The sequence below is a fragment of the Kineococcus deserti genome (assembly GCF_050871945.1).
GTDB lineage: Bacteria > Actinomycetota > Actinomycetes > Actinomycetales > Kineococcaceae > Kineococcus.
Genome location: NZ_JBJLSI010000025.1, coordinates 31,048 through 56,845, shown reverse-complemented (window position 1 = coordinate 56,845; position 25,798 = coordinate 31,048). Strand labels below are relative to the sequence as shown.

The following is a 25,798-nucleotide window of genomic DNA, read 5'->3' as shown; positions in this document are numbered from 1 at the left end:
GACGGTCATCCTCAGAGCGCCACGACGACGGCCTTGGACTCGGTGTAGGACAGCAGTGCCTCGTCGCCGAGGTCCCGGCCCAACCCGGAGTCCTTCACACCCCCGAAGCTCAGAGCCGGATCGAAGACGTTGTAGGTGTTGATCCAGACGGTGCCCACCTCGAGCGCGGCGGCCACCCGGTGCGCACGGCGCAGGTCGTTCGTCCAGATCCCCGCGGCCAGGCCGTAGCTGGAGTCGTTGGCGATCCGCACGGCGTCGGCCTCGTCGTCGAAGGGCAGGATCCCGACGACGGGACCGAAGATCTCTTCGCGGGCGATGACCATGTCGTTGGTCAGCCCGGAGAACAACGTGGGTTCGACGTGGTAGCCGGGTCCTTCCGGACTGCCACCGCCGACGAGGAGTTCGGCGCCGTCCGCGATGCCCTTGGCGATGTAGCCCAGGACCTGCTCGCGCTGCTCAGCGGACACCAGCGGACCGACTGACACGCCGCCGGCCAGGCCGTCTCCGGTGCGCACGGCACGAGTCGCCGCGACGAGCCGTTCGGTCATCTCGGGCAGGACCGATCGCTGGACGAGCAGGCGGCTGCCGGCGGTGCACATCTGCCCGGAGTGGCCGAAGGACGCACGCATGGCTGTGGTGACGGCCGCGTCGAGGTCGGCGTCGTCGAAGACGATGTTCGCGCTCTTGCCGCCCAGCTCCAAGGTCACGCGGGTGAACGACTCGGCGGCGGCGCGACCGACGAGGCGACCGACCTCGGTGCTGCCGGTGAAGGACACCTTCGCGACACCGGGGTGGGCCACCAGGGCCGCGCCGACGCGCCCGTCCCCGGTGAGGACGTTGAACACCCCGTCGGGAACGCCGGCCTCGCGCAGGATCCCGGCCAGTTCCAGCATCGTCAGCGGCGTCTGCTCGGCGGGTTTGACCACGACCGCGCACCCCGCGGCCAGGGCGGGCGCGATCTTGAACGCACCGGTCATGATCGGGAAGTTCCAGGGGAGGATCAGCGCGGCGACCCCGACGGGTTCCAGTGCCGTGTAGACGTGGTGCCCCTCGCCCACCGGGACGGTGGAGCCTGCGAGGCGGCTGGGCGCTCCGGCGAAGTGGCGGAACGTGCGGGCGGCCGTCGCCGTGTCGGCCCGTGACCGTTCGATCGGTTTGCCGTTGTCCCGGGTCTCCAAGACGGCCAGGTCCTCGAGCCGGGACTCGATGAGGTCGGCGACGCGGTTCAGGATCCGGGAGCGCTCCAGCGGGGCCAGTCCCGTCCACCGGCGCTCGGCAAGTGCCCGGTGGGCAGCGGCCACCGCGTCGTCGACGTCCTGGGCGGTGGCCTGGGCGGCCCGGGTGAGCAGTTCTTCGGTGGCCGGGTCGACGACGTCGAAGAGTTCCCGACCTGTGGTCGGCACCCATGCACCGTCGACGAACGAGGAACTGGTGTCGGCCAGGGGTGGGAGCGTTCCGCGCATGTTTGGATCCTAGCACTGGCAAATTGGATCCAACACTGGTTGACTGGTTCCGCTCCGGTCAGCCTGCGTGCCCGGTGTTTCCAGCGTGTTTCGCATCCGTTACGTCGCGGCGTCGAGCTCCAGCGGTCGTCCGTCCCGCCGTCCCGTCCTGTACGTTCCTGCAACCGCCGGACGTCCTGCGCCCCGCAGCGCGGAACGGCTGCCCGCGGCGATCGATGGGAGGAATCCGGTGAACCTCAGTCCGGCCGAGACCGAGAAGCTGCTCCTGGCGGTCGCGGGGATGGTGGCCCGCGACCGCCTGCAGCGCGGCGTCCTGCTCAACCACCCCGAGGCGGTCGCGCTGCTGTCCACCTGGGTGGTCGAACGCGCCCGCGAAGGCGCACTGGTCGCCGACCTCATGGAGTCGGGCCGTCACGTCCTGCGGGCCGAGCAGGTGATGCCGGGAGTGGCCGAGATGCTGCACGACGTGCAGGTCGAGGCGACGTTCCCGGACGGACGCAAACTCGTGACGCTGCATCACCCCGTCCAGGGGTCGGCCCCGGTCGAGGGCCCGGGTGCGGTCCGGGTGCGGCCGGGCACGATCGTCCTGAACGCCGACCGCGGCCAGGACGAGCGCCTGGAACTGCACGTGGAGAACACCGGCGACCGGCCGGTGCAGATCGGGTCGCACCTGCACCTGCCCGACGCCAACCTCGCCCTGCGCTTCGACCGGGCCGCCGCGCACGGTTTCCGCCTCGACGTGCCCTCGGGGACCTCGGTGCGGTTCGAACCCGGGGTGGCCCGGACCGTGCGGGCGGTCGCGTTGAAGGGCGAACGCCGGGTGCCCGGCCTGCAGATCAGGGAGAACACCGGTGGTTGAGATCGACCGCGCGGCCTACGCCGCGCTCTACGGCCCGACCACGGGCGACCAAGTGCGCCTGGGCGACACCGACCTGTGGATCGAGATCGAAGACGACCTGACCGCCGGCGGCGAGGAGGCCGTCTTCGGCGGCGGGAAGTCCATCCGCGAATCCATGGCCCAGGGGACCACGACCCGCGCGCAGGGTGCCCCGGACACCGTCGTCACCAACGCCATCGTGCTGGACCACAGCGGCATCTACCGCGCTGACGTCGGGATCCGCGACGGCCGCATCTGCGGGATCGGCCGTGCCGGGAACCCCGACGTCGCCGACGGGGTGCACCCGGCCCTGCGGATCGGCCCGTCCACCGACGTCATCTCGGGTGAGGGCCGGATCCTCACCGCCGGCGGGATCGACACCCACGTCCACCTCATCTCCCCCTCGCAGGTGCACGAGGCGCTGGCCGCCGGCCTGACGACGATCGCCGGCGGCGGCACCGGGCCCAGCGAGGGCACCAAGGCGACGACCGTCACCCCGGGCGCGTGGCACCTGGCGCAGGCGCACCGCGCGCTGGACGCCCTGCCGGTCAACGTCCTGCTGCTGGGCAAGGGGAACACCGTCTCCGCGGCCGGGCTGGCCGAGCAGGCGCTGGCCGGGGCGGCCGGGTACAAGGTGCACGAGGACTGGGGATCGACGCCCGCGGCCATCGACGCCGCCCTGAGGGCCGCCGGGGAGTTCGGGCTGCAGGTCGCGCTGCACTCCGACTCCCTCAACGAGGCCGGTTACGTCGACTCCACGATCGCCGCGATCGCCGGCCGGTCGATCCACGCCTTCCACACCGAGGGCGCCGGCGGCGGGCACGCCCCGGACATCATCACCCTGGCCGGCCACGCCAACGTCATCCCCGGCTCGACGAACCCGACGCTGCCGCACACGGTGAACACCGTGCCCGAGCACCTGGACATGCTCCTGGTCTGCCACCACCTCAACCCGGCGGTACCCGAGGACCTCGCCTTCGCCGAGTCCCGCATCCGGGCCACCACGATCGCCGCCGAGGACGTGCTGCACGACCTCGGCGCGCTGTCCATCACGAGTTCGGACGCGCAGGCCATGGGGCGGATCGGGGAGGTCATCACCCGGACCTGGCAGGTGGCGCACGTCATGAAGCTCGCCCGCGGCGGCCTCGACGCGCGGGCCGACAACGAACGGGCCCGCCGGTACGTCGCGAAGTACACGATCAACCCGGCCATCGCGCACGGCATCGACCACCTCGTGGGGTCGGTCGAGGTCGGCAAGCTGGCCGACCTGGTGCTGTGGGATCCGGCGTTCTTCGGCGTCCGCCCCTCGGTGGTCCTCAAGGGCGGCGCGCTGGTGCTGGGTGCGCTGGGGGATCCGAACGCCTCCATCCCGACTCCGCAACCGGTGCTGCTGCGCCCGGCGCTGATGCACCCCAACGGGGCGGACGTCTCGGTGAGCTTCGTCTCCCCGGCCGCCCTGGCCGACGGGCTGGAGGGCCGACTGGGGTTGCGGCGTCGGCTGGAGGCCGTGCGGGACACCCGGGGCGTCGGCAAGGCGCAGATGGTCCACAACGACGCGCTGCCGCGCATCGAGGTGGATCCCGAGACGTTCGCCATCACGATCGACGGCGACCTGGTCGAACCCGATCCCGCCACCGAGCTGCCGCTGGCCCAGCGGTACCAGTTGTTCTGATGCGCTCGCCCGACGCCTCCCCCACGGCCTCCCCCGACCTGCTGCTGGCGCTGCTCGCCGACGCGCGGCTGCCCGTCGGCGGGCACACCCAGTCCGCCGGACTGGAACCGGCGATGGTCCACGGCGGGCTGCGCGCGACCGACGTCCCGCAGTTCCTGCGCGGGCGGTTGGCGACGGTCGTGGCCGTCGAGGCGGGAACCACCGTCGTCACGCGCCACCACGTGCTCCACGGGCTGGACCTGGAGTCCGTCGAGGCCGCCTGGGCCGCGCGTACCCCCAGCGCGCCGCTGCGGGAGGCGTCCCGGACGCTGGGCCGCGGATACCTGCGACTGGCCGGGCGCGTGTGGCCGCACCCGGTCTGGAACACCTTCAGCCGCACTCCTCCCCGGCCGCTCGTCCTCGGTGCGCTGGCGGCGGTCGGCGGGCTGGACGCCGCACGACTCGTACGGCTGGTCGGGCACGAGGACGTCGCCACCGCGACCGCCGCGGCGCTGAAGCTGGATCCGCTCGACCCGCTGGAAACCACCGCCTGGTCGGTGGCCGCGCACCCGCTGATCGAGGAGCTCGTCGCCCGTTGCGCCGACCTCACCGACCCCGACGACATCCCCGCCACGTCCGCCCCGCTGGTCGAGGAGTTCTCCCTCCTGCACGCCCGAACGAGACAGAGGTTGTTCCATGCCTGACACGCTGCCCCGCCACGCACACACGTCCACGCGCTCGTTCCGGCTGGGGATCGCCGGTCCCGTGGGCACCGGCAAGAGTTCGCTCATCGCGCTGCTGTGCACCGAACTGCGCGAGACCTACCGCCTGGGCGTCATCACCAACGACATCTACACCGACGAGGACGCGCGGTTCCTGCGTTCGACCGGTGTGCTGGAGGCCGAACGCATCCGCGCGGTCGAGACGGGCGCGTGCCCGCACACCGCCATCCGCGACGACGTCACCGCCAACCTGCTGGCCGTCGAGGACCTCGAGCACGACTTCGACCCCCTCGACGTCGTCCTCGTCGAATCCGGCGGGGACAACCTCACCGCCACGTTCTCCCCCGCCCTGGTCGACGCGCAGATCTTCGTCCTCGACGTCGCCGGCGGTGGGGACGTCGCCCGCAAAGGCGGCCCCGGGATCGCCCGCGCCGACCTGCTCGTGGTCAACAAGACCGACCTCGGTCCCCACGTCGGAGTCGACGTCGGGCAGATGCGCGCCGACGCCCTCGCCGCCCGCCACGGCCGCCCCGTCGTGGCCCTGTCGCGCACCGACCGGGCCTCGATCGACGAACTCACCAGCTGGTTGCGGGGCATGGTCGCGCAGTTCCGCACCGGCTCGCACTCCCCCGTCGACCCCGGCCCGATGGCCCCGCACTTCCACGCGGACGGCAACGGCGGCGGGACCGTGCACTCGCACCCCTGACCACCGTGACGACCAGGATCGCCCTGCACGCCGACACCTCCCTGGACCTGCGCACCGACGCCTTGGCGCCCAAACTGCTGCACCGGGGCTCCGCCTCGGCCCGCCTCGCCCTCGTCGGGGCCCGGGCGCTGCTGCTGGCCGGGGACCACGTCGACCTCGAGATCGAGGTGGCCGCCGGGTGCGCGCTGGAGCTGGTCGAGGTCACCGGGACCGTCGCCTACGACGGGCGCGGCGGCCCGCCGTCGACCTGGACCACCCGCGTTCGGCTGCACGAGGGCGCTCAGCTGACCTGGAACGCGGAGCCCTTCGTCGTCGCCGACGGTGCCCGGGTGGAACGGTCCCTCGAGGTCGACCTGGCGCCCGGTTCCACCGCCGTCCTGCGGGAGACGTTCGTGCTGGGCCGCACCGGAGAGCAGGGAGGGGCGCTGCGGTCGCGGACCCGCGCCCGGCTGGGCGGAGCACCGCTGCTCGTCGAGGACCTCGACCTGCGAGAGCAGACGGCGCGCAACTCCCCGGCCGTCCTGGGAACGCATCGCTGCCTGGACACGGTCAGCCTGCTGGGCGCCCGGTTCCAGCACCCTGGTGCACTGCAGTTGGACGGAGCAGCGACGGTGGTCCGCGAACTGCTCGGCGACACCACCCGCGGTGCACTGGACGCGCTGTGGGCATCGGTCCGGGAGGCGCAGCCGGGCCGTCCCGCGGCCGTCGTCCCGGACGACTCCCCGACGACGGTCGCGACCTCCTGATCACCTCGTCGTGGCCGGGCAGGGGACCGTCGCGCGGTGTCAGCCTCGGGGCGACGAACCGGCCCGCACGACCGGGTCCGGCTCCGCTGAGCGCGGCCGTTGGTGGGATCCATCGGGAACTCCGATGCCGGAGGTCCGGTGGACCTGTCAGCTTCCAGTTTCCTGGATCCGGCTTCTCGTCCTCCCGACCCGCTGGGAGCTGTTCGCGCAGATGCACGTGGCGATCGTGCGCGCCGTGCAGGAGCCGGCCGGGGAACTGCCGACACGCGGTGGGGGTTCCGCCGTCTGTGGGGGTGTGCGACGTGCGTACCTCCGGGCCTGACGGTGCCGCGCCACACCGCTGAACCCGACCCACCGTCCGCCGAGCGGCTCGATCAGCTCGCCTCCTGGACGGGACCGCCACGTTCGACGTGGAGGACGAGTACGACCCGGGCCGTGCGGTGGCTAGTGTTCCGGTGCGGGACGGCGAGCGCCGGCCCGGTCTCGTCGTTCAGGAGGTTCCCGTGCCGGGCACGCCGTCGGGCCCTGCGCGCGTGGTGCAACCGGTCGGCGACCACCGGATGGCCGAACTCCGGCGGTGTGCGCCCGGGGTGACCGGTGAGTGAGACGGACGGCTGGCGGGGCGACCACCCCTCAGGGCGCGGCAGGCTCGTGCCCGACCGGGAGTGGACGCTGGAGGAACTGCGGGCAGCGGCACGGTTGGCGTTCACTCTGGGCGACAACGGTTTCGACGCCAGCGCGCTGGCGGCTTCGGTGGGCATGTCCGAGCGGCAGGTGCGGCGCTGGCTGGCCGGGCAGGCCCGGCCCTCCCCCGCAGCTGCCCAGCGGTTGCGCGCGGCGCTGCTGCCCGAGGCGGTGGTGCTGCAACGTCAGCTGGACGACGCCCGCAACGCCCGGGCGAGCCTGGCCGAGGTCGAGGAGCATCGACGGGCCTCAGCCGCCTCGCAGGATCCGGTGAGCTCGAGGATGCTGACGTGGCAGCAGCGGGGGTTCCTGCAGCCGCACCTGGTCCTGGTCGTGAGCCACCCCGACCTCGGCGTCACCCGCGCGGGCGTGATCCTGCACGACCGTGCACGCGTCAACGCGCTGCTGACGGCTCGACCACGTCCGGCCCGCAGCGCCGGGGGCCGCTGGCTGGTCCGCGACGCGCTGCGCACGAGCAGTCGTTTCGAGGCGGTCCTGGTGCGTCACGCCCTGCTGCTGGACATGGCGTGGTGGCGGGTGTTCGTGCACCCGGTCCTGATGCCCAAGGGTCACAGTGACGGCTGGCTGAGCAGCGCTCCCCTGCCGGACATCGCCGCGGCCGCGCGCGCCGCCGGCGTCCGCGGGCTTCGGCAGAGCACGCAGTCGGTGACCGGTGCCCAACCCGCGGCGGAGGAGGCTGCGGCACCGGCCGGACCCCCCGGCCCGTCGCCGACCGGGACCCGCCGGACCGCCACGGGGCGCCGCTCCAGCCGCGCCGCCGTCGGCACGCCGGCGGACCTGCGGGCCGCTCTCGGCGTCCTGGCGACCGCGGTGGGCGACCGCGGTTTCCGCAGCGGCGTCCACCTCGAGGCCGGCACCGGCTGGCTGCGGCTGACCGCCCACGACCAGCAGGTGGCGACCAGCGTCACCCTCGACCTGGCCCAGGCGACGTCGCGGGCCCGGGCGGCGCGGTTCTCCGCGGTGGTCGCCCTGGAGGACCTGCAGAAGGCCACCGGCCGGCTCGTCGCCGCACTCGTGCGCCGGAGTCCGGACCCGGCGAGCCGACCACCCGCCGAGGCGGGCGGACGGGCGGGAGGGGTCCGGCGCGGACCGGCCCTGGACGTCCGCCTCGTCGAGGACCACCTCGTCCTCGGCGCCGGGCGCGCGGACCACCGCGCCGAGCAGCGGATCCCCACCACCGGGCCGGTCCGCGACCCCGACGGCCTGCACCGCGACGACGGCCTGGTGGACCTGCTGACGCTGCCCGCAGCGCAGCTGGCCGCCCACCTGAGGATCCTGGCGGTGACCAGCACCCACCGCCCCGCCGATCCGGCGGCGACCACGAGTTCGCCGCCGCTGCACTGCATCAGCGTCGACCTTCCGGCCGGTGCGGCCGTGCACCTGCTCTCCACCGACGGCTCGTGCCTGACCGACTGGAACACCCGGCGGGACTGGGCGCACGCGGCCAGCCACGTCCTGGTTCCCGCCGACCTCCTCAGCGACGCCGCCCAGGCCCTGGGCAGACTCGCCCCGGCCGCCGCGACCACGCTGGCGGTGGCGCAGGACCGGGTGCGGTTGAGCGGCTTCCTCCCGCCGCGTGGTGGGACGACCGGCGCCTCGCCGGGGCCTGCCGGCTTCGCGGTGACGATCCCGTGCACGCCTTCCCGCGGCTACCCGCCCGTGCGACCGGCGCCCGCCGGCACCGGATCGGGTCACGCACCGGGGGAACTGCGCGTGAGCCCCACCCAGGTCGCCCGCCTGGCCCGAACGGCCCGCACCCAGCGACGGACCACCGGTGACGACGCCGTTTTGCACCTGCGCCTGGACGCCACCGGACGCCTGCAGGTCCGCGACGGCAGCGGGGAGGTCCTGCTGCGCCTGGAACTCACCCGGGAAACCCCTGCGGACGCTGCGGACGCTGGAGGCTCGAACACCCGCTGCGCGGAACCGGGCCTCCCCTCGCCTGCGGCGCTGTCCTGCGCGAGCGGAGGGGCGGCCTTCCGCGCGACGGACCTGGCGCGGGCTCTGCGGGCATCGAGCGGCGGGTCCACGGTGAGCGGCCCGCTCCCGACCACGGGCGGCACACCGCGGCACTGGTGGATCCTCACGCCGACCGTTGCCGACGGCACGTCGTCGCAGCGGCTCGCGCCCGGGCACCGCGCAGGTGACGCGGGAGTCCTGACCGTCCTGGTTCCGTCAGTGCCGCGGTGAACTCCGGCGCCCGAGGGTGTCCTGGTCGGCCCGGCACGCCCGGTCTTCGTCGCGAGGACCGGCGGCGGTGCCCCGCCGGCCGTGGCCGCCCACCCCGTCGGAGCCGTCAGCGACCGCGGCCGCGGTCACCCCACTGGATCGAGTCGATGCTCTGGAAGTGCCACTGCTCGTAGTAGTTCCGGTCGGTGAGGGCGTGCAGTCCGTCAGCCAGGCCGGCGTTGCCGTGCTCGACCCACAGCCGCTGGAGTTCGGCGTACTCGGCGGGGGTCAGGTCGACCTCGATGGTGCGGTCGCGGTAGGCGTCGTCGTTGCCGGAGACGACGCCCTGGACGCCGCCGATGCGGATGGTCCGCGCCGCCGCGGGCTGGGCCGGCGCCTGCGCGCCGAGGGCGCGGGCGCGTCCGGCGCGGGAGTCCAGCACGGTGCGGGACAGGCGTTGCAGGCGCTGCAGGGCGGGGTTGGTGGCGCGGGGGCGGCTTTCCCCGTTGGCCCACCGGCGCAGCTGGCGGGCGGACATGCCGAGGTCGGCGGCGGCGGCGCGCAGGTCGGGGCGCTGGGGGTCGCGGGGGGAGGCGCCGTACACCGAGCGCAGCAACTGCCCCAGGTCCTGTCCCGGCTGTGGGGGTTGCACCCCCGCGAACCGGGCCATGGCCGAACTGGTGGCCGGGGACCTGAGCTGCTGAGGGTTCATCCGCGGCAGCGGGGCGCCGCTGGCGGTGGCCGTGGGCCGCTGCACGCGAGCGCCGTCGCGCCCGGCGGTGTCCCTGCGCCCGCCCGTTCCTGCGGGCACCTCCCGGCCGGTCGCGGGGGTTCGCGGTGCGCGTTGCGGCAGCGGCGGCATCCCGGGCAGGGGAACGGCCTCGAAACGTGGACCCCGGCCCGACGACCCGCCCTGGGCGCCACCTCGCCTGCGAGGGCTCACCACTCACCCAGCAGGCTCATCTGTCCTGATCCGTCCTCGTCGCTGTCCTCGTGGGCGCGGTCGGGTGCGGTGCCGGCCGCGGGGGCGAGCAGGACGTCGTCGTGCGCCTCGACGGGGGCGTCCGCGGCCTCGTCCGCGGGGCGGGCGTGCTCCTCCTGGCTGCCGTGGCCGGCGGGACGGTGAGCGCCGGGGAGGAGGTCGTCGTCGGCGGCGGCCCACACCCGCACGTCGTGCAGCACGTCGCGCCCGCCCCAACCCTGACCGGTCAGGAACGGAACCTGAGCGCTCATCGTCCCGGAGCGGTACGGCTTGTACCCACCCAGCCCCCTGCCCAGTTTCGAGCCCAGTTTCGTCTTGCCCTCGTCGCGGCCGGGCCAGCCGGCGACGGGGTCGCGCTGGTCGCTGGCGTAGGCCAGGACGTCGGTGTCGGCGACCACCAGCGGCCACGTCCCGCTCTGCGCCCCGATCGCCTTGACCGTGTGCAGCATCCCCACCTTCGAGGCCGCGCGGATCGCGTGGTGCACGTACGGCTGGAACGCCGGGGTCCCCCGCGCCGCGGACGCCGCGAACCACCCGTTGGTCCGCTTGTAGACCTGCTTGACCATCTCCAGCACGACCGGTGCCTGCTCGTCGTCGCTGTCCAGCAACACGTTCCGGGCATCGCGCAGCACCCGGTACCACGGTTCCAGCACCCGCGAGGACTGTTCGGCGGTCCACAACCAGGCCCGGTGCACGACCGGGGTGTACCCCTGTTCCTTCACCGCGTACGCCAGCGTCGTGGTCGTGACCCACTGCTGCGTCCCCACCGTCCGCCCACCGGGGTCCAGCACCGAGGGCCAGCGCCAGTCCTCGTGCGCCGGCACGTCCACCAGCCACCACCCGGCGCGCCGCTCGTCGAACTGCGCACCGTCCTCGAACAACTGCGGCCGTCCCAGCCCGATCAGCACCGACGAGCACGCCGCCAGGTAGGCACCGTTGCGGTCGTAGGCGTGCACGTACCCCAGCTGCCGCTCGGCGGCGTCGGGCCGGCGGGTCCAGTTGAACACCCCGTCCAGCATTCCCGTGTTCGCCGGGCCGATCCCGCTGTAGTCCACCGTCTCCCACTGCTTCTTGCGTTCCAGCGGGGTCACCAGTTCCAGCAGGTCCATCCCCGTCGAGATCGCTCCGCGGAACGGGATGCCCACCGCGTCGGCGAACAACTGCAACCGCCGCGCCGTCACGGCCGCCTCCGCGGATCCGGGGGTGACGGCACCGGACGTCCGCGCCGTCGGCTCACCCGTCGGCTCACCCGTCGGCTCACCCGTCGGCTCACCCGTCGGCTCACCCGTCGGCAAGGTGGAGTCCATCGCCTGCAGGCAGAGCACGGCGACCTCTCCCCGCTCGGCCCCGGTGCGCCGCAACCGCGTGATCCCCCGCAACTGCGGAGCCGAGCGCCCGTCCCCGAACACCCATCCCTCGGCCACCGCATCGCTCAACGCCGGCAACTGCGCGCTCAGCTCCTGCAGCCACGCCCGCCGCTTGTCCTCCCGCGTGGGGATGGCCGCCACGTCGACCCCCAGCTGACGCCACAACGCCGCCGTCGGCACGATCTGCCCCGCCTCGGGAGTTCTGCGCCACCGCACCGGACCGAACCCCAGCCGCAGGGTGCGGCCCAGCTCCTCCAGATCGCCCAGGTGCCGGATCGGCCGCTCCACCGGCAGGGCGCTCCCGTCCGGCAGCCAGACCGTCGTGACGTCCACCACCGCGGCCACCGCCCGGAACGACGACGCCGCCCCGCCCGCCACCGCAGCCGTCGCCTTCGAGGGGCGCCCACCCCGCACACCGCCCCGTGCCCCGGGCCGGGCGCCGGGTCCCGGCGCGGCACGGCGCTCGCGGGCCACGGGTGCAGCCGGCGCGGAGGGACGGGCGGAGTCCCCCGCGCTCGCCAGGTCGCGGTCGCGTGCGCCGGTGGGAGGGGCGGCGCGGTCCAGGCGCCTGCGGTACTCCTCGGGGTTGTCCTGGCTCCACCGCTCCAGACGCCGCCACATCTGCTCGCGTTCGGTGACGGTGGTGCTCACCCAGTGCTCGGGGTGGAAGGGCAGGCCGTCGAACAGGTGCCAGCACGGCGCTCCGCACCCCAGGCACAGGTCCCAGTCGTCCCCGCGGGCGGCGGTCTGGTAGCCGTCGCGGTCGGTGAACAGGGGCGGTTGCGCGTCCATCACCGAGCGCGCGCTGCGGAGCGGGCCGAGAGCGGAGTCAGGTCGATCCTCGCCCGGGCAGTTCCCCGGTGCGGCACCGGACGCGTGGCGCGCACCGACGCCCACACCGCCCGGCGCGGACCCGCGCCGTCGAAGTAGCCATGCACGCCGCATGTCTACCGCATCGAGAACAGGGGCTCCGGTGTCTGCCCGGCGACACACCGCAGCCTCGGCGGCCGACGATCCGGGCGCGGTTCCGTGCGGGTGCCGACGTCTGCGCCCTCCGGCGAGCGGGGTCCTGAGGAGGCGACGGACGAGGAGCGCCTCGCCGAACGGCTCCGACGGCAGTCACGGCGCAGCAGCGCGGGTCCGTCCCGACCGACGTGCGCGACGACGTGGCCCTGCCCAGGCGCCGAGCCGCCGAGCCGCCCCGGCGTCGAGGCCGTGCACGGGCAGCTGGGACGCCACCGCTGCCGGCGGTCCGCAACCCTGGTGGCGCCGATCACCACCACGCGCCGGGCTGCGTGTGGCAGGCTCCACGAGGAGACGAGCGGTCGAGCGGGAGGAGCAGGTGCCGGTGCCCCGGATCAACACCCGCCGTGCGCTGGCCGTCGGTGCCACCTCCCTGGCCGCGTTGACCCTGCTGCCCCTGCTCGCCGACGCGCGCCCCACCGAGCGCACCATCCTGCTGGTGGCGGCACTGCCGGCCGCCGCCGTCTTCGGTTACCTGGCCGGCTACATCGCCGCACCGGTCGAGGACCCCGGGCCCGGGCCGGCATCGACGCCGGCCCCGGGCCGCACCCCCTCGCCCCCGGCACCCACCGTCCGGTCCGGCCAGACGCCACCACTGGGCCCCGAGGGCCTGCAGGAGGCCGGCGAGGGTCCACCCACCTCCCGCGCCCACTAGCCGCTCGGCCCCCGCACCCGGCGGGTCGCGCGATCGGGCACGCGTCGTCGCTGCTGCGGAACGGCGCGGGAACGACCTGACATCACGCGACATCACCGGTGTACCCTGGCGCCATGGCCCAGATGACTCTGCGACTGTCCGAGGAGCACGAGCGCATGCTGGAAGAACTCCAGCGCCGGCACCCCGGCGTCTCGCGCCAGAAGCTGTTCGAGTCGCTGCTGGAGCAGTCCTCGCGGCAGGAGGACGAATCGATCGCCTCGATCGCCCGGCGGATCGAGGACAGCAACCCCGCGCTGTGGCGCGCGCTGCGTTCCCGGTGATCCCCGAGCGTCCCCGCTTCCTGACCGTTCCCGAGATCGCCGAACTGGCGGACTGGCTGGCCGAGTCCGAACCCGTCGCCATCCGCGACGTCGGCGCCCTGCGGGCCGCGGCGCTGCGGCCGTCGCTGGACGTCGACGGAGAGCGCATCTACCGCGACGAGTACGAACAGGCCGCCGCGCTGATGCACGCCATCGTCACCACGCGTCCCTTCCTGGGCCCGCTCAACCCCGCGCTGGGCCTGTTCGCCGCCTTGGCCGCACTGGACCGCAACGGCATCAGGACCTCGCGTCCGGACGGGGACTACGGGCAGCGACTGGTGGGTCTGGTCGAGAAGGGCCTCGACGACGTCACCGAGATCGCGATGCACCTGCAGCAGATCACCGCGGGGGAGCCGTGGCAGGACCCGCTGCCACCGACGGCCTGAACCAGCTGCCGAGAGGGGTTGACCGGACGACGAGTCGGCGTTGTACTTGTCGAGGTCGTCAATCAACAGGGAGCTCAAGTGACCGACCCGTTGAGCACCACGTTCGCCGCCCTGGCCGACCCCACCCGCCGGGCCCTGCTGGCCCAGCTGGCGCGGGGGGAGGCGACGGTCAACGAACTGGCGGCACCGCACGCCATGACCCTGCCGGCGATCTCCCGTCACCTGAAGGTCCTGGAGAACGCCGGGTTGGTCGTCAAGAGCCGCCAGGCCCAGTGGCGCCCCTGCCGGCTCGCCGTCGACCCCCTGCGCGAGGTCGACGCCTGGATGGACGACTACCGCACGTTCTTCACCACCCGGTTCGACCGGCTCGCCGACCAGTTGTCGAAGGAGACACCGTGAACAGCGCAACGACCGCCCGGAGCGTGGAACGCAGCATCACCCTCGTGCGCGACTACCCCGTCGCGCCCGAACGGGTCTTCGCGGCCTGGACCGAACCCGACCAGCTCGAGTGGTTCTCCGGGCTGCCCACCACGCAGTCGCACCCGAGCGTCGACCTGCGCCCCGGAGGGTTCTGGCGCCTCACGCTGCAGGAGGGCGAAGGCGGCCGCAGCTACCCCACCGGCGGGCTCTACCACGTCGTGGAACCCCCGCACCGGCTGGTGTTCAGCTGGGGAGCCGTCGGCGGCTGGCCCGACCTGGACCCGGACGACCTCGACGCCGTTCCCACCGTCTCGCTGGACTTCACGGCGACGGGCACCGGGACGCGCATGACCGCGGCCCTGAGCCTGTCGGCCGCGCTCGACGAGGCGCAGGTCGCGCACTGGTTCGGCCTGGGGATCCGCGAGGGCTGGACCACCACGATCGACCGGATCGCGCAGCACCTCTCACGACGGTGACGGAACCTCGCGCCCGGACCAGAACGCCTGGTGCGACCGGGCCAGCCAGCCGTCGAGCCAGGCCCGGTCGGCCTGCTCGGGCAGGGTGCTGGTGGCCACCGCGCGGTCGAGGTCGGACTCCAGTTCGGCGATCCACGCCTCCACGTCGCGCAGTTCCCACTCACCCCGCCGGACGGCGCGCAACGCGTCGAGTTCGGGAGCCGGGACGGGCAACGTGACACGGCCGGTGCGCAGCAGTTCCAGCCCCTGCACCCCCAGCCGCAGCGCGTGCACCGCGTGCTTGGCGTCGTACCCCGCCCCCGAACGCCGGGCCCGCGCCGCGGCGCGCCGGCCGCGCTCACCGCGCAGCGCCGCACGCTGGGAGCGCAGGTACCCCAGGAACCGGCGTCCCGCGGCCCGGGTGGCGAACCGGTCGGCGTGGGCGCGCAGTTCCGCACCGGCCGGCGTGATCCGCACGACCTCCGCGTCCGGGACCCACAGCGGCAGCAGCACCGTGGGGTTCCCGGCGAGCGCGAGTCTCGCCCACTTGCGGGCGCTGTACACGACGACGTCGAGGTCACCGGGCCCGGACCGTTCGGCCAGTCCGCGCGGGCGGGCCCACGCGGTGTGCAGTTCGTACTGCTCGAACGCGATCTCCCGACCGCCGGGGGTGCGGACCCGGGCCAGGCCGGTGACGAACTCCTCGGGTTCCAGGCACAGGCCCAGTTCGTCGCGGTCGTCCTGCCCGTCGACCGCCGTGCCGTGCACCCCGCTGCCGACCTGGGTCAGCAGCACGGTGCCGGCCTCGGCGAGGCGGCGGGCGTCGTCGCCGGAGTGCGGGTGCCTGATCACGCCACGAGGGTAGACACCCGCACCCTCTGCCCGCGAACAGCTTTCAGAGCTTCGACAGCTGCTGCAGCAGCTGCCCGGCGAAGTCGCCCGGGATCTCCAGCGCCACGCGGGTGCCGTTCTCGTAGGTCACCGGGAAGCCCTGGTACAGGTCGCGCAGGTCGGCGATCGTCTGGCCGCGAGCCGGTCCGTCGGTGTGGTCGACCACGACCGGGACCGTCGGAGCGGAGGCCAGTTCCACGTCGCCGGTCGCCACGGCCGCGGCCAGCGGGTCGTGCAGCACGGCGCAGGGCCGGCCGAAGCGCTGGGCGTAGAACGCGAAGTAGTACTCCAGCATCTGCGCGATCGCGACGACACCGGGAGTTCCCACGGCGAGCAGTTCCTGCCGGTGCGACTCCTCGAACACGTGCCGCATGGTGACGTCGAGGCCGACCATCGTCAGGTCGAAACCGGCGGTGAACATCCGGTGCGCCGCGAGCGGGTCGTTGGCGACGTTGGCCTCGGCCAGCGCCGAGACGTTCCCCGGCGCCATCGCGGCCCCGCCCATCACCGTGAACTCCGCGACGAGTTCGGGCAGCCGGGGTTCGAGTTCCAGCGCCAGGGCGATGTTGGTGAACGGACCGATGGCCAGCAGGCGCAGCTCCCCCGCGTGCGCCCGGGCCGCGTCCACGATCGCCTGCGCGCCGGACAGCCCGGTCGGTTCGGCGGCCGAGCGGGGCAGCGACACCTCACCGATCCCGTTGACCCCGTGAACCTCCGGAGCACCGCCGGAGTAGGCGTGGTCGAGGAAGTCGTGCGCCCCGACGCTGACCGGGACGTCGGGCCGGCCCAGCAGGGCGAGCAGGTCCAGGGTGTTGCGGGCACCGCCGGCCGCGTCGAGGTTGCCGCTGACGGTCGAGACACCGACCAGGTCGACGCCGGGCGAGGCGACCAGCCAGCCGATGGCCATGGCGTCGTCGATGCCGGTGTCGCAGTCGAGGAAGAAGGGTGCGCTCACCGCAGGGAGTCTACGGGCGGCTCACCGCGGGACGGTGACCACGGAGCCGTCGGCCCGCACGACCACGACGGGAACTCCCGTGCTGTGGAAGGCGGCCAGCGCTTCCGCGCCGACGGCCTCGTCGGTCACCAACGTCCACACCGTCGGCGCCCCGGAACACCGCGTCGCCGGTGACGCGCTCGAGCGCGGTCTCGGTCAGCGGCCCGGCGAAGCCCCGGCTGACGTGGCGCAGCCGGCCGCCGAGGCAGACCACCTGCACCGCACCGGCCTCGGCCAGCGCACGCACGGTGGTCAACCCGGTGGTGACGACCGTCAGTGGTGAGGTGGCGCGCAGTTCGTGGGCCAGCGCCCCGACGGTCGTGCCGACGTCCAGCAGCAGCGGCTCCTCCGGACGGGCGGTCGGCGGCGCGACCCCACCGTGGGTGCGGGTGATGAGTCCTTCCTCGGTCAGCCGCGCCAGGTCCCTGCGGATGGTCGAGGCCGTCACGGCGAAACGCCGCGACAGTTCCGCGACGCTGGCCAGTCCCGACGTGCTGGCCAGCCGGACGATCTCGCGGCGGCACTGCCGGGAGGACAGCACCGCACGGGTGACCTCCTCCATCAGCGGGAGGTCACCGGCGCGGTCGCCGACTCGGTCGCCTGGCGCAGGGCCTCCCTCATGCCGCCGACCTCCACACGCCCCGTACCGGCGACGTCGAAGGCGGTTCCGTGGGCGACCGGAGTACGGATGACCGGCAGGCCCACCGTCACGTTCACCCCGGCCTCGACGCCGGGAGCGAGCTTCTCGGCCTCCTCGCCGCAGCCGAACGAACCGTTCTCCCCGGTGTGCGGCTCGACGGCGCACACGCCGATGGGCGGTTCGGCGACGCCGGCCCGGCGCAGCGCCTGCGCGCCGCGCAGGATCGTGCGCTCGACCAGTCCCGGTTCTCTCCTGGCGATCGCATCGGTGAGCCAGATGTGGGTGGTGACGTGGATGACGCGGATCGGGGCGTCGTCAGCGTCATCGGCACCTGCGGCGTTCCCGTGGAGTGCGCGAGCAGTTCGGTGTGCCCCGGTGCAGGTACCCGGCGGCGTGCGGGGCCGCCTTGCTCAGGGGCGCTGTGCAGACCGCTTGCACCGCAGCGGAGGTGACCAGCGCGCAGGCGATGCGGACGTACTCGTGGGCGGCGTGCCCGGCCGCGGGCGAGATCTGTTCCCACGGCAGGTCGGCGGGGATCAGGTGCGGGTCGACGACGTCGATCCGGCCGGGGGTGAGCTGCGCCGCGGACAGCTCGGCGGCCGTCCTGAGCCGGACCGCGTCGCCGATGACGACCGGACGAGCGTCGCGGTGGGCGGCCACGTAGGGCCGTTGGTCGACGACGGGGGGAACGGTGGACACGGTGGGCGTGGACACGGGGCCTCCTCGGGGTGGGGCCGGACTCGGGTGGTCGGAGTCTTCGATCGCGGGGCGGCGGTGGGTTCACCGGGAGTTCCAACTCGACCGGGTGGCGGCGACGGGTCCACGCCTGGCTCACCGTCTGCTGTCGCGAACTCACGGCCCACACCAGCCGGGTCAGGGTGTCCGGAGTTCGAAGCCGCCGGGTTCGGCGGCGACACCGCGGCCGCCGGGAGCCCGGGCGGCCACGGCGCCGGCCCGGAACTCGCGCACGGGACGCAGCTGATGACGGGATGGTGGTCGAGCAGGTGCTCCAGCTGGCGGCGATCGGTGGCGGTGGGAGCAGCTCGGCCACCGTGGCCGGTGCGTCGGCGTTTTCCAGCCTCCACAGGCGGCTGGCGACGAGCGGCTCACCGTCGCCAGCGGGCGTCCGTCGACGACGGTCCGGAGCAGCGCCGGCAGTGCCCCGGCGAGCACGACTGCGAACCGCTGTCCCGCAGCCCGTCCACGGATGCGGCTACGGCACCGGGCCACCATGCCGTCCGGGTCCGTCGGCACCGACGCCGGCCAGGGGCACGACGCCGGCCAGGTTCCGCGCCGGCACCCGCCGACCTTCGCGGTGCCGGGCAAGTCGTCGGCCAGCACGACCGGGCCGGTGAGCGGTGACGTCGCAGGAGCAGGAGTGGACGCAGCGGTGGCGGGTCGGGTGGGCATGCTCGGGTCCTCCGTCCTCCGGCGTCGTCGCCAGGCGTCGCGCGTGGCGGTTCCGGCCGGGCACGGCTCTCCGCGCCGTTCATCCTGCACGAGACGCGCATTGTGCGCCAACCCATCCGCGCGTTTCCTCGGGATTGTGCGCGTCCCGCGCGGGTCCTTGCGCGTTCCACGCGCCGGTGGCACAGTGACGTTCTGCTGGGGCCAGAGCGGTCGGCCCGGAACGGTCGAAGTGGACCGGAGCGACCGCTCCACTCCCGGACTCGCCCCAGACTTCGCGATCGCTCTCGGAAGGACCCCGATGCCGTCCGCAGAACTCGTCCTCGGCACCATGACGTTCGGCGACACCGCCGACGAGGCGATCTCCGGCCGCCTGCTGGCCGTCGCGCTGGACGCCGGCGTCACCGAGGTCGACACCACCAACGCCCACGTGGGCGGCCTGACCGAGGAGATCCGCGGCCGCCTGCTGGCCGGGCGCCGCGGACGCGTGCGGCTGGCCTCGAAGGTCGGGATGCCCCATCCGGACCCCGGGTCCGACGCACCGCTGTCCGCGGCGGCGCTCCACCGGTGCGTGCAGGGCAGTCGGCGCCGGCGGGGCACCGATCCGGTCCGGCGCAGGCGGACGAACAGACCGCGGTGCTGGCGATGATCGAGACCGCGCACGCCACGAACGACCGGGACAACGTCAACGACTGACGGCGAAGGAAACGCCGACGAAGGAGTCGCGATGAGCGAGAGCACACTGCCCCGCAACGGAAGCGTCGACCAACTGCCCGATCCGTACCGCCTGCGGATCGAGGACGCGATGGAACCGCCGACCACACTGGCCGGACGGGCGAAGTTCCTCGGGCCGGGACTGATCCTGTCGGCGGCGGTCGTGGGCTCGGGCGAACTCATCACCACCACCGCACTGGGGGCCAGGGCGGGTTTCGTCCTGCTGTGGCTGGTCGTCATCAGTACCGCTGTGAAGGTCTGGGTCCAGCTGGAACTGGCGCGGTGGGCGATCCTCAAGGGCCGTACGGCGCTGGAAGGCTACTCCGAGGTCGGCCCGCGGATCGGCCGGATCAGCTGGATCAACGTCCTGTGGATCGGCATGGACTTCGCCAAGATGCTTCAGCGTGGCGGCATCATCGGCGGCGCGGTGACGGCGTGCTCGATCCTGCTGCCCCTCGTCGGTGAACCCCTGGGTTTCGCGTCCCTGGTCACGTGGACCGTCATCATCCTCACGGCGACGGTGACGCTGGTCTACACCAACCGCTACAGCATCATCGAGCGGGTCGCGTTGGCCGCCATCGTCCTGACCACGCTGGCCACCGTCGCGATGGCGATCGGCCTGCCCTTCAGCGAGTTCAGCTACGGCACCGGCGAACTGGCCTCGGGTCTGTCCTTCGCGATCCCCGCCGGCACCCTGGGCATCGCCGTCGCGATGTTCGGGCTCACCGGGGTGGGCGCCGACGAGATGACGACGTACACCTACTGGTGCCTGGAGAAGGGGTACGCCCGCTGGACCGGCCCCGACGACGGCACCGAGGAACGCGCCCGCCGCGCCGAGGGCTGGCTGAAGGTGCTGCGGCTGGACGTGCTGGTCAGCTGGATCGTCTGCACGCTGTGCACACTGTCCTTCTACGTCATCGGCGCCGCCGTCCTGCACCCGCAGGGCCTGGTGCCCTCCGGCACGGACATGATCACGACGCTGGCCCGGGTGTGGAGCGACGTGCTGGGATCGTGGGCGTCGCCGGTCTTCCTGTTCGCCGCGGCCGTCATCCTGGCCAAGACGTTCCTGACCTCCTGCGCCAGCGTGCCGCGGTTGTGGACCAACACCCTCGGCCTGCTCGGGGTCATCGACTGGCACGACCCGGTGCAGCGGCAGAAGACCCTGCGGATCCTCACCCTGGTGCTGCCCCCGATCTGGGCGGTGTCGTTCCTGTTCATCCAGTCGCCGGTTCTCATGGTGCAGATCGGTGGGATCAGCAGCGGCATCTTCCTGGTCGCCGTGGTCATCGCGACCTGGCACCTGCGTCGGCAGGTCGAGGCCAGGTTCCGCGACGGCGCCTTCGTCACCACCATGCTCGTCCTGTCCAGCAGTGCGATCAGCCTGCTGGGCGTCTACACCGTGCTGCAGGTGTTCGGTGTCGAGATCTCCTAGGAGGAACCCGTGAGCACGCAGACCGACCGGGCCGCGGACGTCCCCGCCCGGGGGGCGGCCGAGGTCCTGGTGACGACCCCGAGCTTCGGGCAGTTCTCCCCCGAACCGTGGGCGGCCGTGGCCGACCTGGGACTGAGCGTCCGGCGACCGGTGCGACCGCACCCGCTCTCGGCCGAGCACCTGGCCGAGGAGGTGGGGGACGCCGACGCCCTCGTCGTGGGCCTGGACCGGGTCGACGCCCAGGTGCTGGCCGCCGGCCGGCGGCTGCGGGTCGTGGCCAAGCACGGGGTGGGCACCGACAACATCGACGTGCAGGCCGCGACGGCGCGCGGCATCACCGTCGTCAACGCCCCGGGCGGGAACTCCGACGCCGTCGCCGACCTCACCGTGGGTCTGGTGCTGGCCCTGGCCCGCGACATCCTCGCGGCGCACCGCAGCGTGGTCGCGGGGCGGTGGGAACGCTTCTCCGGTCCGCAACTGTCCGGGCGCACCGTCGGCATCGTGGGTTTCGGCCGCATCGGCCAGGCCGTCGCCCGCCGGTTCGCCGGGTTCGGTTCCCGTCTGCTGGCTCACGACCCGTACGTCGACCCCGCGGTCGTCGCGGCCGCCGGGGCCGAGCCGGTCGGCCTGCCCACCCTGTTCCGCACGGCCGACGTCGTCACCCTGCACCTGCCGGGCTCGCCGGGGGGACCGGTCGTCGACCGGGACGTGCTGGCCGGCATGCCGCCGGGGACCTTGCTGGTCAACGCGGCGCGCGGGGACCTGGTGGACACCGCGGCCGTCTGCGCCGCCCTGGAGGACGGGCACCTCGGCGGGTACGCAGCCGACGCGTTCAGCACCGAACCGCCGGCCGGCGACGACCCGCTGCTGCGCGCCCCGCGGACGGTTCTGACCCCGCACATCGGCGCGTTCACCGACGCGGCCAACGCGGCCATGGGCGTCACCGTCGTGCAGGACGTCGCCCGGGTGCTCGGCGGTCTACCACCGCGGCACCCGGTCACCACCTGAGGCACGGGTGCCGCGGACGGGGTCAGCTCGCGTCCCACCCCGTCTGCGGCGTCCGGCAGTCCTCCCGGAACACGTACTGCGACACCAGCCGCCGCTGCGAACTGGTCCAGTCGATGACCGGGCGCCGGGCCTCCGGCGGCAGGTACCCGATCCGGTACACCGCCATCAGCTCCAGGTCGTCGGGGACGTGGAGCAGTTCCACGATGCGGTCCCACTGCCCCGGGACCTCCATCGGGAAGCTGATGAACTGGATGCCCAGGCCCAGTTCCGTCGTCGTCAGCCACAGGTTCTCCATCGCCGCGCCCATCGAGAACAGCGAGTAGAAACCGGACAGCTCCCCCGGCCGGTACTCGGCGCGGTCCAGCATGACCCCGAGCAGCAGCGGCGAACCGGCCACGAGCCTGCGGTTCTGCTCCCCCAGCGTCTGCGGCACCCGCAGGGCGTTGACGGCCCGCTGACCGCTGCGGGTGAAGACGCTGCGGGTGAAGGGGCGCAGCGGTGCGGGGAGCTTGTCGAACAGCATCCCCGAACGGGTGCGTTCCATCTCCTGCTCGCTGAACCGGAAGTACCGCTTGTACCGCTCGAAGAACGTCCCGTTGCCCATGGCGGTCGTCATGGCGGCGCCCGAGATGCGGGCGACCTCCTCGATCGTCTCGCGGGACTCCACGAGGACGAACCGCCACGGCTGGCTGTTCAGCTGCGAGGGCGCACGGGCCGCCGTCTCGACGAGGACGCGCTGGTGCTCGGGGCTGACCGGATCGGGCAGGAAGGCACCGTTGGTGGTGCGGCGGCTGGCGATCGCCTCGCGCAGTTCCATCAGGCGGCCCGCAGGGCGCGCAGGTACCAGGGCGCCGCCGACAGCGCGATGACCGGGTGCCAACGCGAGTGCGCGGACACCGCGGGGATCGCCACGAGCGGCACCGCCACCGGCAGCAGACCGGTGAAGGCGGCACGGTCGCGCACGGCGAGGTCGACGCCGGCGGCCGCGGTCAGCGTCGCGGTGGCGACGTAGACGGCGTGGTGGACCCAGCGGAAGCCGGAGGTGTCCAGCGCACGGGTCGCGACGGCGACGCCGAGGGCGCAGTTGACCAGGTAGCCCGTCGCGGCGGCCAGCAGCAGCGGAGGGCGACCGCGCAGTCCGTCGTCCCGGTCGTCCGTCCGCTCGCTGGTCTGCACGGCCCACAGTGGACCACGCGCCTCCCGCTCCCGCAGGAGGTACCCGCGGGTGGGTGACCTCAGGCCGCTTCGCGGACGGCCGGCAGCACCTGACCGACGAGTTCGGCCGGGACGTCGCTCAGCCCGTGTCGTGGCAGGCGTCGGTCAGGGGGCGGAGGGTGACGTTGAGCGTCAGGAAGGTGTTGGGCGGCAGCGCCCGCCGCAGGAGCAGACCGCGGCGGTCGGCGGCGGCGAACCACCGGTCGGAGGTCTGGGTGCCGGCCGGGCCGTCGGGTCGGCGAAGCGGGCCAGGGCCTCGTGGCCGGCGACGACGGCGCCCGCGAGGTCGACGATGGGCTGGAACACCAGCTGCAGCCGGGGCTCGTCGGCCAGGACGGCCTGCACGCGGGCCGTCCACGACGCGTGTTCACCGGGCTCGAGCCGTGAGGTCCGCCTCCCGCCCGAACGGGCGAACGCCCGTCCACCGCACGGGTGGACGGGCGTCCGGTCGACCGGGAGGGGTCGTCAGTGCTTCGGCGGGGAGTTCCTCGCCGGTTCGGTGTCCTCGTCGGACTCCGTGCCCGAGTCCACCTCGGGAGCGGGCTTGCGCAGGCTGAGCACGATCGCCAACGTCAGCGAGACCACGATCACCGACAGGCTGATCCAGGTCGGGATGTGCGGGATCGAGGGGCTGATGACCTCGTGGCCGGCCTGGAAGAACAGCTTCACGCCGATGAAGGCGAGGATGAACGCCAGCGCCTTGCTCAGCAGGTGGAAGCGCTCGAGCAACCCGGACAGCAGGAAGAAGAGTGCACGCAGACCCAGGATGGCGAACGCGTTGGAGGAGTAGACGATGAACGGGTCGCTCGAGACGGCCAGGACGGCCGGGACGGAGTCGACGGCGAAGATCAGGTCGGCGGCCTCGATGGCGGCCACGACGGCCAGCAGCGGAGTGCCGTAGCGCTTGCCGGCCTCCTTGATGAAGAACTTCTGGCCGTGGTACTCGTCCTTGAGGGGAACGACCTTCTTCAGCATCCGGACACCGATGTTGGTGCTCGGGTCCATGTCCTCGTCGTCGTCCTTGAGCATCTTGTAGGCCGACCACAGCAGGATCGCGCCGAAGATGAACAGGACGAAGGTGAAGCGCTCGACGACGGCGACGCCGACGCCCAGGAAGATGCCGCGGAAGACCAGGGCGCCGAAGACGCCGAAGAACAGCACGCGGTGCTGGTACTCACGGGGCACCTTGAAGTACCCGAAGATCAGCGCGAAGACGAAGAGGTTGTCGACCGACAAGCTCTTCTCCAGCAACCACGCCGTGGTGTACGCGGTTCCGGCCTCGGCTCCGTAGGCCCAGAAGATGATCCCGCCGAAGACCAGCGCGATGGCGACCCAGACCACGCTCCAGATGGCGGCCTCGCGGAAACCGATGACGTGGGCACCGCGGTGCGCGAGCAGGTCGACCGCCAGCATGACGACGATCACCGCCGCCAAGGCGATCCAGGCCCAGAGGGGGACCACGAGGTTCAGGTCCACTGAAGACTCCCGGTGTGTCGTGGGAAGTGGCGACGGATGCCGCCTCACCCATGGTGACTTCCGGGAACAGGAAGTGGCGAGTCGAAAGAGGGACGACTTGGCGTCCCGTGACTGCCGACCCTCGGCAATCAGGCCGATCCGGTCGGCCACCCCAGGGCCCGCGCGGCCAGGACGGCCGCCTGCAGCCCGAAGCGGTGCTCGGGACGCGCGGCGTCCACGCCGGTCAGGTCGCGCACCCGGGCCAGCCGGTAGGTCACGGCGCGCACCGACAGGTGCAGCCGTCGCGCGGTCTCCGTCGCGTTGCCTCCCGAGGCCAGGTAGGCCTCCAGGGTCTGCAGGACCGGTTCGATCCCACCGCGCACGTCCCGCAGCGCACCCAGCGTCGACTCCACGAGGTCGGTGGCGACGTCGCGGTCGCGCAGCAGCACCTCGTAGACGAGCAGGTCGGCCGCGTCGGCGACCGGATCGGCCGAGCCGAGCCGGTCCCCCAGCTCCAGGGCACGGCGGGCCTGCTCGTAAGAGCCGACCACGCCCCCCGCGCCGGGGCCGGGACGGCCTACCCCGGCGCGCCAGCCGGTGCGCCCGGGAGCACCGAGGACCTCGCGCAGCCGCGCCAGCACCTCCTGCACCGCCGCGCGGTCGGGAGCGGCGAAGACCACGACGAGGGCGCCGTCCTTGGTGGCCACCAGGGCGTCGGCGTCGGCCGAGGCTCCCTGCAGCCGTCGCTCGACCGAGGACAGCTGCGCGGTCCCGTCGTTGAAGGGGGCGCCGGCCCGCACGACGCAGACGGCGTGCGGGCCCGTGAGGTCCAGGCCGTGACGGGGAGCCCGGCGCAGCAGCCCGGGAAGGTCGGCGGTCCCGGCGAGCAGGTCGTCGACGAACTCGCGGCGGTCGGACTCCTCCCGACGGACGAGCTGGCGACGGGCGATCTGGTAGCCCTCGGTCAAGGCGGCCACGGCGTCGTCGGTGGCGCGCAGGACGACCTCGCCGGCGGTCACGGCGGCCTCGGGGTCCTGCGCCGCGCCGGCGACCGGGGGCAGGTGCCGCCACAACCGCCAGGCGGCGGACAGGTACAGGTCCAGCAGCGCCCGCAGCGCCACACCGTTGCCGGCCGCCTCCTCGCCGACCGTGCGGTAGCGGGCGATGCGGCCGCTCGACAGGCGGCGGCCGTCGACGACCGCACCCCAGACGGCTTCCAGGAAGTCGCCCAGCAGCGCGGGGTCGATGCCGCCGGCGTCGTCCGCGGCGGCGCGCGCCACGTCCTGCAACCGGTGGGCGTCGGAAGGAGGTACGGGCACCGCCGGATGATGCCACTGAGTCTTCTGAGACGATGCG

Annotated in this window: 27 protein-coding genes; 14 read left to right on the top strand and 13 right to left on the bottom strand. The window is 73.3% G+C overall.

Annotated elements, in window-relative coordinates; genetic code table 11:
* Window positions 1-11: 11 nt before the first annotated feature.
* Window positions 12-1,463, bottom strand: a complete 1,452-nt coding sequence (locus ACRYR2_RS17750; protein WP_432564226.1) for an aldehyde dehydrogenase family protein — start codon at window positions 1,461-1,463, stop codon at window positions 12-14.
* Between the two features lie 229 nt (window positions 1,464-1,692).
* Between ACRYR2_RS17750 and ACRYR2_RS17745 the strand changes: the two genes are divergently transcribed.
* The 6 genes from ACRYR2_RS17745 (at window position 1,693) to ACRYR2_RS17720 (ending at window position 9,060) form a co-directional block, all read left to right on the top strand.
* Window positions 1,693-2,322, top strand: a complete 630-nt coding sequence (locus tag ACRYR2_RS17745; protein WP_432564225.1) for an urease subunit gamma — start codon at window positions 1,693-1,695, stop codon at window positions 2,320-2,322.
* Complete coding sequence (locus tag ACRYR2_RS17740) at window positions 2,315-4,012, top strand: urease subunit alpha (RefSeq protein ID WP_432564224.1); 1,698 nt, start codon at window positions 2,315-2,317, stop codon at window positions 4,010-4,012. Before ACRYR2_RS17745 ends, ACRYR2_RS17740 begins: the two co-directional genes overlap by 8 nt.
* The gene (locus ACRYR2_RS17735; RefSeq protein ID WP_432564223.1) at window positions 4,012-4,695 is read left to right on the top strand and encodes an urease accessory protein UreF; all 684 of its coding nucleotides are present in this window, start codon (window positions 4,012-4,014) and stop codon (window positions 4,693-4,695) included. Before ACRYR2_RS17740 ends, ACRYR2_RS17735 begins: the two co-directional genes overlap by 1 nt.
* Window positions 4,688-5,419, top strand: a complete 732-nt coding sequence (gene ureG, locus ACRYR2_RS17730; RefSeq protein ID WP_432564222.1) for an urease accessory protein UreG — start codon at window positions 4,688-4,690, stop codon at window positions 5,417-5,419. The genes ACRYR2_RS17735 and ureG overlap by 8 nt, the downstream gene beginning before the upstream one ends.
* A gap of 5 nt (window positions 5,420-5,424) precedes the next feature.
* Window positions 5,425-6,165: an urease accessory protein UreD gene (locus ACRYR2_RS17725; RefSeq protein WP_432564221.1), complete on the top strand. Its 741-nt coding sequence runs from the start codon at window positions 5,425-5,427 to the stop codon at window positions 6,163-6,165.
* Between the two features lie 597 nt (window positions 6,166-6,762).
* Window positions 6,763-9,060 (top strand): hypothetical protein, encoded by a 2,298-nt coding sequence (locus tag ACRYR2_RS17720; RefSeq protein ID WP_432564220.1) that lies wholly within the window; start codon window positions 6,763-6,765, stop codon window positions 9,058-9,060.
* 106 nt (window positions 9,061-9,166) lie between these two features.
* On the opposite strand, the gene ACRYR2_RS17715 is transcribed toward ACRYR2_RS17720, so the two are convergent.
* Window positions 9,167-9,796, bottom strand: a complete 630-nt coding sequence (locus ACRYR2_RS17715; protein ID WP_432564219.1) for a hypothetical protein — start codon at window positions 9,794-9,796, stop codon at window positions 9,167-9,169.
* A gap of 182 nt (window positions 9,797-9,978) precedes the next feature.
* On the bottom strand, window positions 9,979-12,180 hold the full coding sequence (locus tag ACRYR2_RS17710; RefSeq protein WP_432564218.1) for a PT domain-containing protein: 2,202 nt from the start codon (window positions 12,178-12,180) through the stop codon (window positions 9,979-9,981).
* Between the two features lie 556 nt (window positions 12,181-12,736).
* Here ACRYR2_RS17710 and ACRYR2_RS17705 point away from each other — a divergent pair.
* From ACRYR2_RS17705 to ACRYR2_RS17685, 5 genes are all read left to right on the top strand, one after another.
* Window positions 12,737-13,066, top strand: a complete 330-nt coding sequence (locus tag ACRYR2_RS17705) for a hypothetical protein (RefSeq protein ID WP_432564217.1) — start codon at window positions 12,737-12,739, stop codon at window positions 13,064-13,066.
* 113 nt (window positions 13,067-13,179) lie between these two features.
* The gene (locus tag ACRYR2_RS17700; protein WP_432564216.1) at window positions 13,180-13,386 is read left to right on the top strand and encodes a hypothetical protein; all 207 of its coding nucleotides are present in this window, start codon (window positions 13,180-13,182) and stop codon (window positions 13,384-13,386) included.
* A complete protein-coding gene (locus ACRYR2_RS17695) occupies window positions 13,362-13,811 on the top strand; it encodes a hypothetical protein (protein WP_432564215.1) in 450 nt (149 codons plus the stop codon). The genes ACRYR2_RS17700 and ACRYR2_RS17695 overlap by 25 nt, the downstream gene beginning before the upstream one ends.
* A gap of 78 nt (window positions 13,812-13,889) precedes the next feature.
* Window positions 13,890-14,210 carry an ArsR/SmtB family transcription factor gene (locus ACRYR2_RS17690; protein WP_432564214.1) on the top strand — a complete coding sequence of 107 codons (321 nt, stop codon included), beginning with the start codon at window positions 13,890-13,892 and terminating at the stop codon, window positions 14,208-14,210.
* Window positions 14,207-14,707 (top strand): SRPBCC family protein, encoded by a 501-nt coding sequence (locus ACRYR2_RS17685; protein WP_432564213.1) that lies wholly within the window; start codon window positions 14,207-14,209, stop codon window positions 14,705-14,707. The genes ACRYR2_RS17690 and ACRYR2_RS17685 overlap by 4 nt, the downstream gene beginning before the upstream one ends.
* Here ACRYR2_RS17685 and ACRYR2_RS17680 read toward each other — a convergent pair.
* From ACRYR2_RS17680 to ACRYR2_RS17660, 5 genes are all read right to left on the bottom strand, one after another.
* Complete coding sequence (locus tag ACRYR2_RS17680; protein ID WP_432564212.1) at window positions 14,696-15,538, bottom strand: nucleotidyltransferase domain-containing protein; 843 nt, start codon at window positions 15,536-15,538, stop codon at window positions 14,696-14,698. The genes ACRYR2_RS17685 and ACRYR2_RS17680 overlap by 12 nt on opposite strands.
* Before the next feature lie 43 nt (window positions 15,539-15,581).
* Window positions 15,582-16,532 (bottom strand): nucleoside hydrolase, encoded by a 951-nt coding sequence (locus ACRYR2_RS17675; protein ID WP_432564211.1) that lies wholly within the window; start codon window positions 16,530-16,532, stop codon window positions 15,582-15,584.
* A gap of 10 nt (window positions 16,533-16,542) precedes the next feature.
* Window positions 16,543-17,133 (bottom strand): DeoR family transcriptional regulator, encoded by a 591-nt coding sequence (locus ACRYR2_RS17670; protein ID WP_432564210.1) that lies wholly within the window; start codon window positions 17,131-17,133, stop codon window positions 16,543-16,545.
* Window positions 17,133-17,471, bottom strand: coding sequence for a 4-hydroxythreonine-4-phosphate dehydrogenase PdxA (locus ACRYR2_RS17665; protein WP_432564249.1), 339 nt, complete (start codon window positions 17,469-17,471; stop codon window positions 17,133-17,135). Before ACRYR2_RS17665 ends, ACRYR2_RS17670 begins: the two co-directional genes overlap by 1 nt.
* A gap of 61 nt (window positions 17,472-17,532) precedes the next feature.
* Complete coding sequence (locus ACRYR2_RS17660; protein WP_432564209.1) at window positions 17,533-17,925, bottom strand: 4-hydroxythreonine-4-phosphate dehydrogenase PdxA; 393 nt, start codon at window positions 17,923-17,925, stop codon at window positions 17,533-17,535.
* 994 nt (window positions 17,926-18,919) lie between these two features.
* Between ACRYR2_RS17660 and ACRYR2_RS17655 the strand changes: the two genes are divergently transcribed.
* The 3 genes from ACRYR2_RS17655 (at window position 18,920) to ACRYR2_RS17645 (ending at window position 21,772) form a co-directional block, all read left to right on the top strand.
* The gene (locus tag ACRYR2_RS17655) at window positions 18,920-19,267 is read left to right on the top strand and encodes an aldo/keto reductase (protein ID WP_432564208.1); all 348 of its coding nucleotides are present in this window, start codon (window positions 18,920-18,922) and stop codon (window positions 19,265-19,267) included.
* 78 nt (window positions 19,268-19,345) lie between these two features.
* On the top strand, window positions 19,346-20,764 hold the full coding sequence (locus tag ACRYR2_RS17650; RefSeq protein ID WP_432564207.1) for an Nramp family divalent metal transporter: 1,419 nt from the start codon (window positions 19,346-19,348) through the stop codon (window positions 20,762-20,764).
* Window positions 20,765-20,773: 9 nt separating this feature from the next.
* Complete coding sequence (locus ACRYR2_RS17645) at window positions 20,774-21,772, top strand: phosphoglycerate dehydrogenase (RefSeq protein WP_432564206.1); 999 nt, start codon at window positions 20,774-20,776, stop codon at window positions 21,770-21,772.
* A 22-nt stretch (window positions 21,773-21,794) separates the two neighbouring features.
* Here the strand turns inward: ACRYR2_RS17645 and ACRYR2_RS17640 are convergent, their stop codons facing one another.
* The 5 genes from ACRYR2_RS17640 to ACRYR2_RS17620 all read right to left on the bottom strand — a co-directional run bounded on the left by ACRYR2_RS17640 (window position 21,795) and on the right by ACRYR2_RS17620 (window position 25,761).
* Window positions 21,795-22,589 (bottom strand): nitroreductase family protein, encoded by a 795-nt coding sequence (locus ACRYR2_RS17640; protein WP_432564205.1) that lies wholly within the window; start codon window positions 22,587-22,589, stop codon window positions 21,795-21,797.
* A complete protein-coding gene (locus ACRYR2_RS17635) occupies window positions 22,589-22,948 on the bottom strand; it encodes a hypothetical protein (protein ID WP_432564204.1) in 360 nt (119 codons plus the stop codon). The genes ACRYR2_RS17640 and ACRYR2_RS17635 overlap by 1 nt, the downstream gene beginning before the upstream one ends.
* A gap of 171 nt (window positions 22,949-23,119) precedes the next feature.
* On the bottom strand, window positions 23,120-23,332 hold the full coding sequence (locus ACRYR2_RS17630; protein ID WP_432564203.1) for a hypothetical protein: 213 nt from the start codon (window positions 23,330-23,332) through the stop codon (window positions 23,120-23,122).
* 120 nt (window positions 23,333-23,452) lie between these two features.
* Window positions 23,453-24,463 carry a TerC family protein gene (locus ACRYR2_RS17625; RefSeq protein WP_432564202.1) on the bottom strand — a complete coding sequence of 337 codons (1,011 nt, stop codon included), beginning with the start codon at window positions 24,461-24,463 and terminating at the stop codon, window positions 23,453-23,455.
* 128 nt (window positions 24,464-24,591) lie between these two features.
* On the bottom strand, window positions 24,592-25,761 hold the full coding sequence (locus tag ACRYR2_RS17620; RefSeq protein ID WP_432564201.1) for a PucR family transcriptional regulator: 1,170 nt from the start codon (window positions 25,759-25,761) through the stop codon (window positions 24,592-24,594).
* Between the last annotated feature and the right edge of the window lie 37 nt (window positions 25,762-25,798).

What these genes read in the sequence shown, in the direction of transcription:
- ACRYR2_RS17750 (WP_432564226.1), bottom strand. Translation starts at nt 1,463, where the DNA reads ATGCGCGGAACGCTCCCACCCCTGGCCGACACCAGTTCCTCGTTCGTC.
- ACRYR2_RS17735 (WP_432564223.1), top strand. Translation starts at nt 4,012, where the DNA reads ATGCGCTCGCCCGACGCCTCCCCCACGGCCTCCCCCGACCTGCTGCTG.
- ureG (WP_432564222.1), top strand. Translation starts at nt 4,688, where the DNA reads ATGCCTGACACGCTGCCCCGCCACGCACACACGTCCACGCGCTCGTTC.
- ACRYR2_RS17710 (WP_432564218.1), bottom strand. Translation starts at nt 12,180, where the DNA reads ATGGACGCGCAACCGCCCCTGTTCACCGACCGCGACGGCTACCAGACC.
- ACRYR2_RS17700 (WP_432564216.1), top strand. Translation starts at nt 13,180, where the DNA reads ATGGCCCAGATGACTCTGCGACTGTCCGAGGAGCACGAGCGCATGCTG.
- ACRYR2_RS17670 (WP_432564210.1), bottom strand. Translation starts at nt 17,133, where the DNA reads ATGGAGGAGGTCACCCGTGCGGTGCTGTCCTCCCGGCAGTGCCGCCGC.
- ACRYR2_RS17655 (WP_432564208.1), top strand. Translation starts at nt 18,920, where the DNA reads ATGCCGTCCGCAGAACTCGTCCTCGGCACCATGACGTTCGGCGACACC.
- ACRYR2_RS17650 (WP_432564207.1), top strand. Translation starts at nt 19,346, where the DNA reads ATGAGCGAGAGCACACTGCCCCGCAACGGAAGCGTCGACCAACTGCCC.
- ACRYR2_RS17640 (WP_432564205.1), bottom strand. Translation starts at nt 22,589, where the DNA reads ATGGAACTGCGCGAGGCGATCGCCAGCCGCCGCACCACCAACGGTGCC.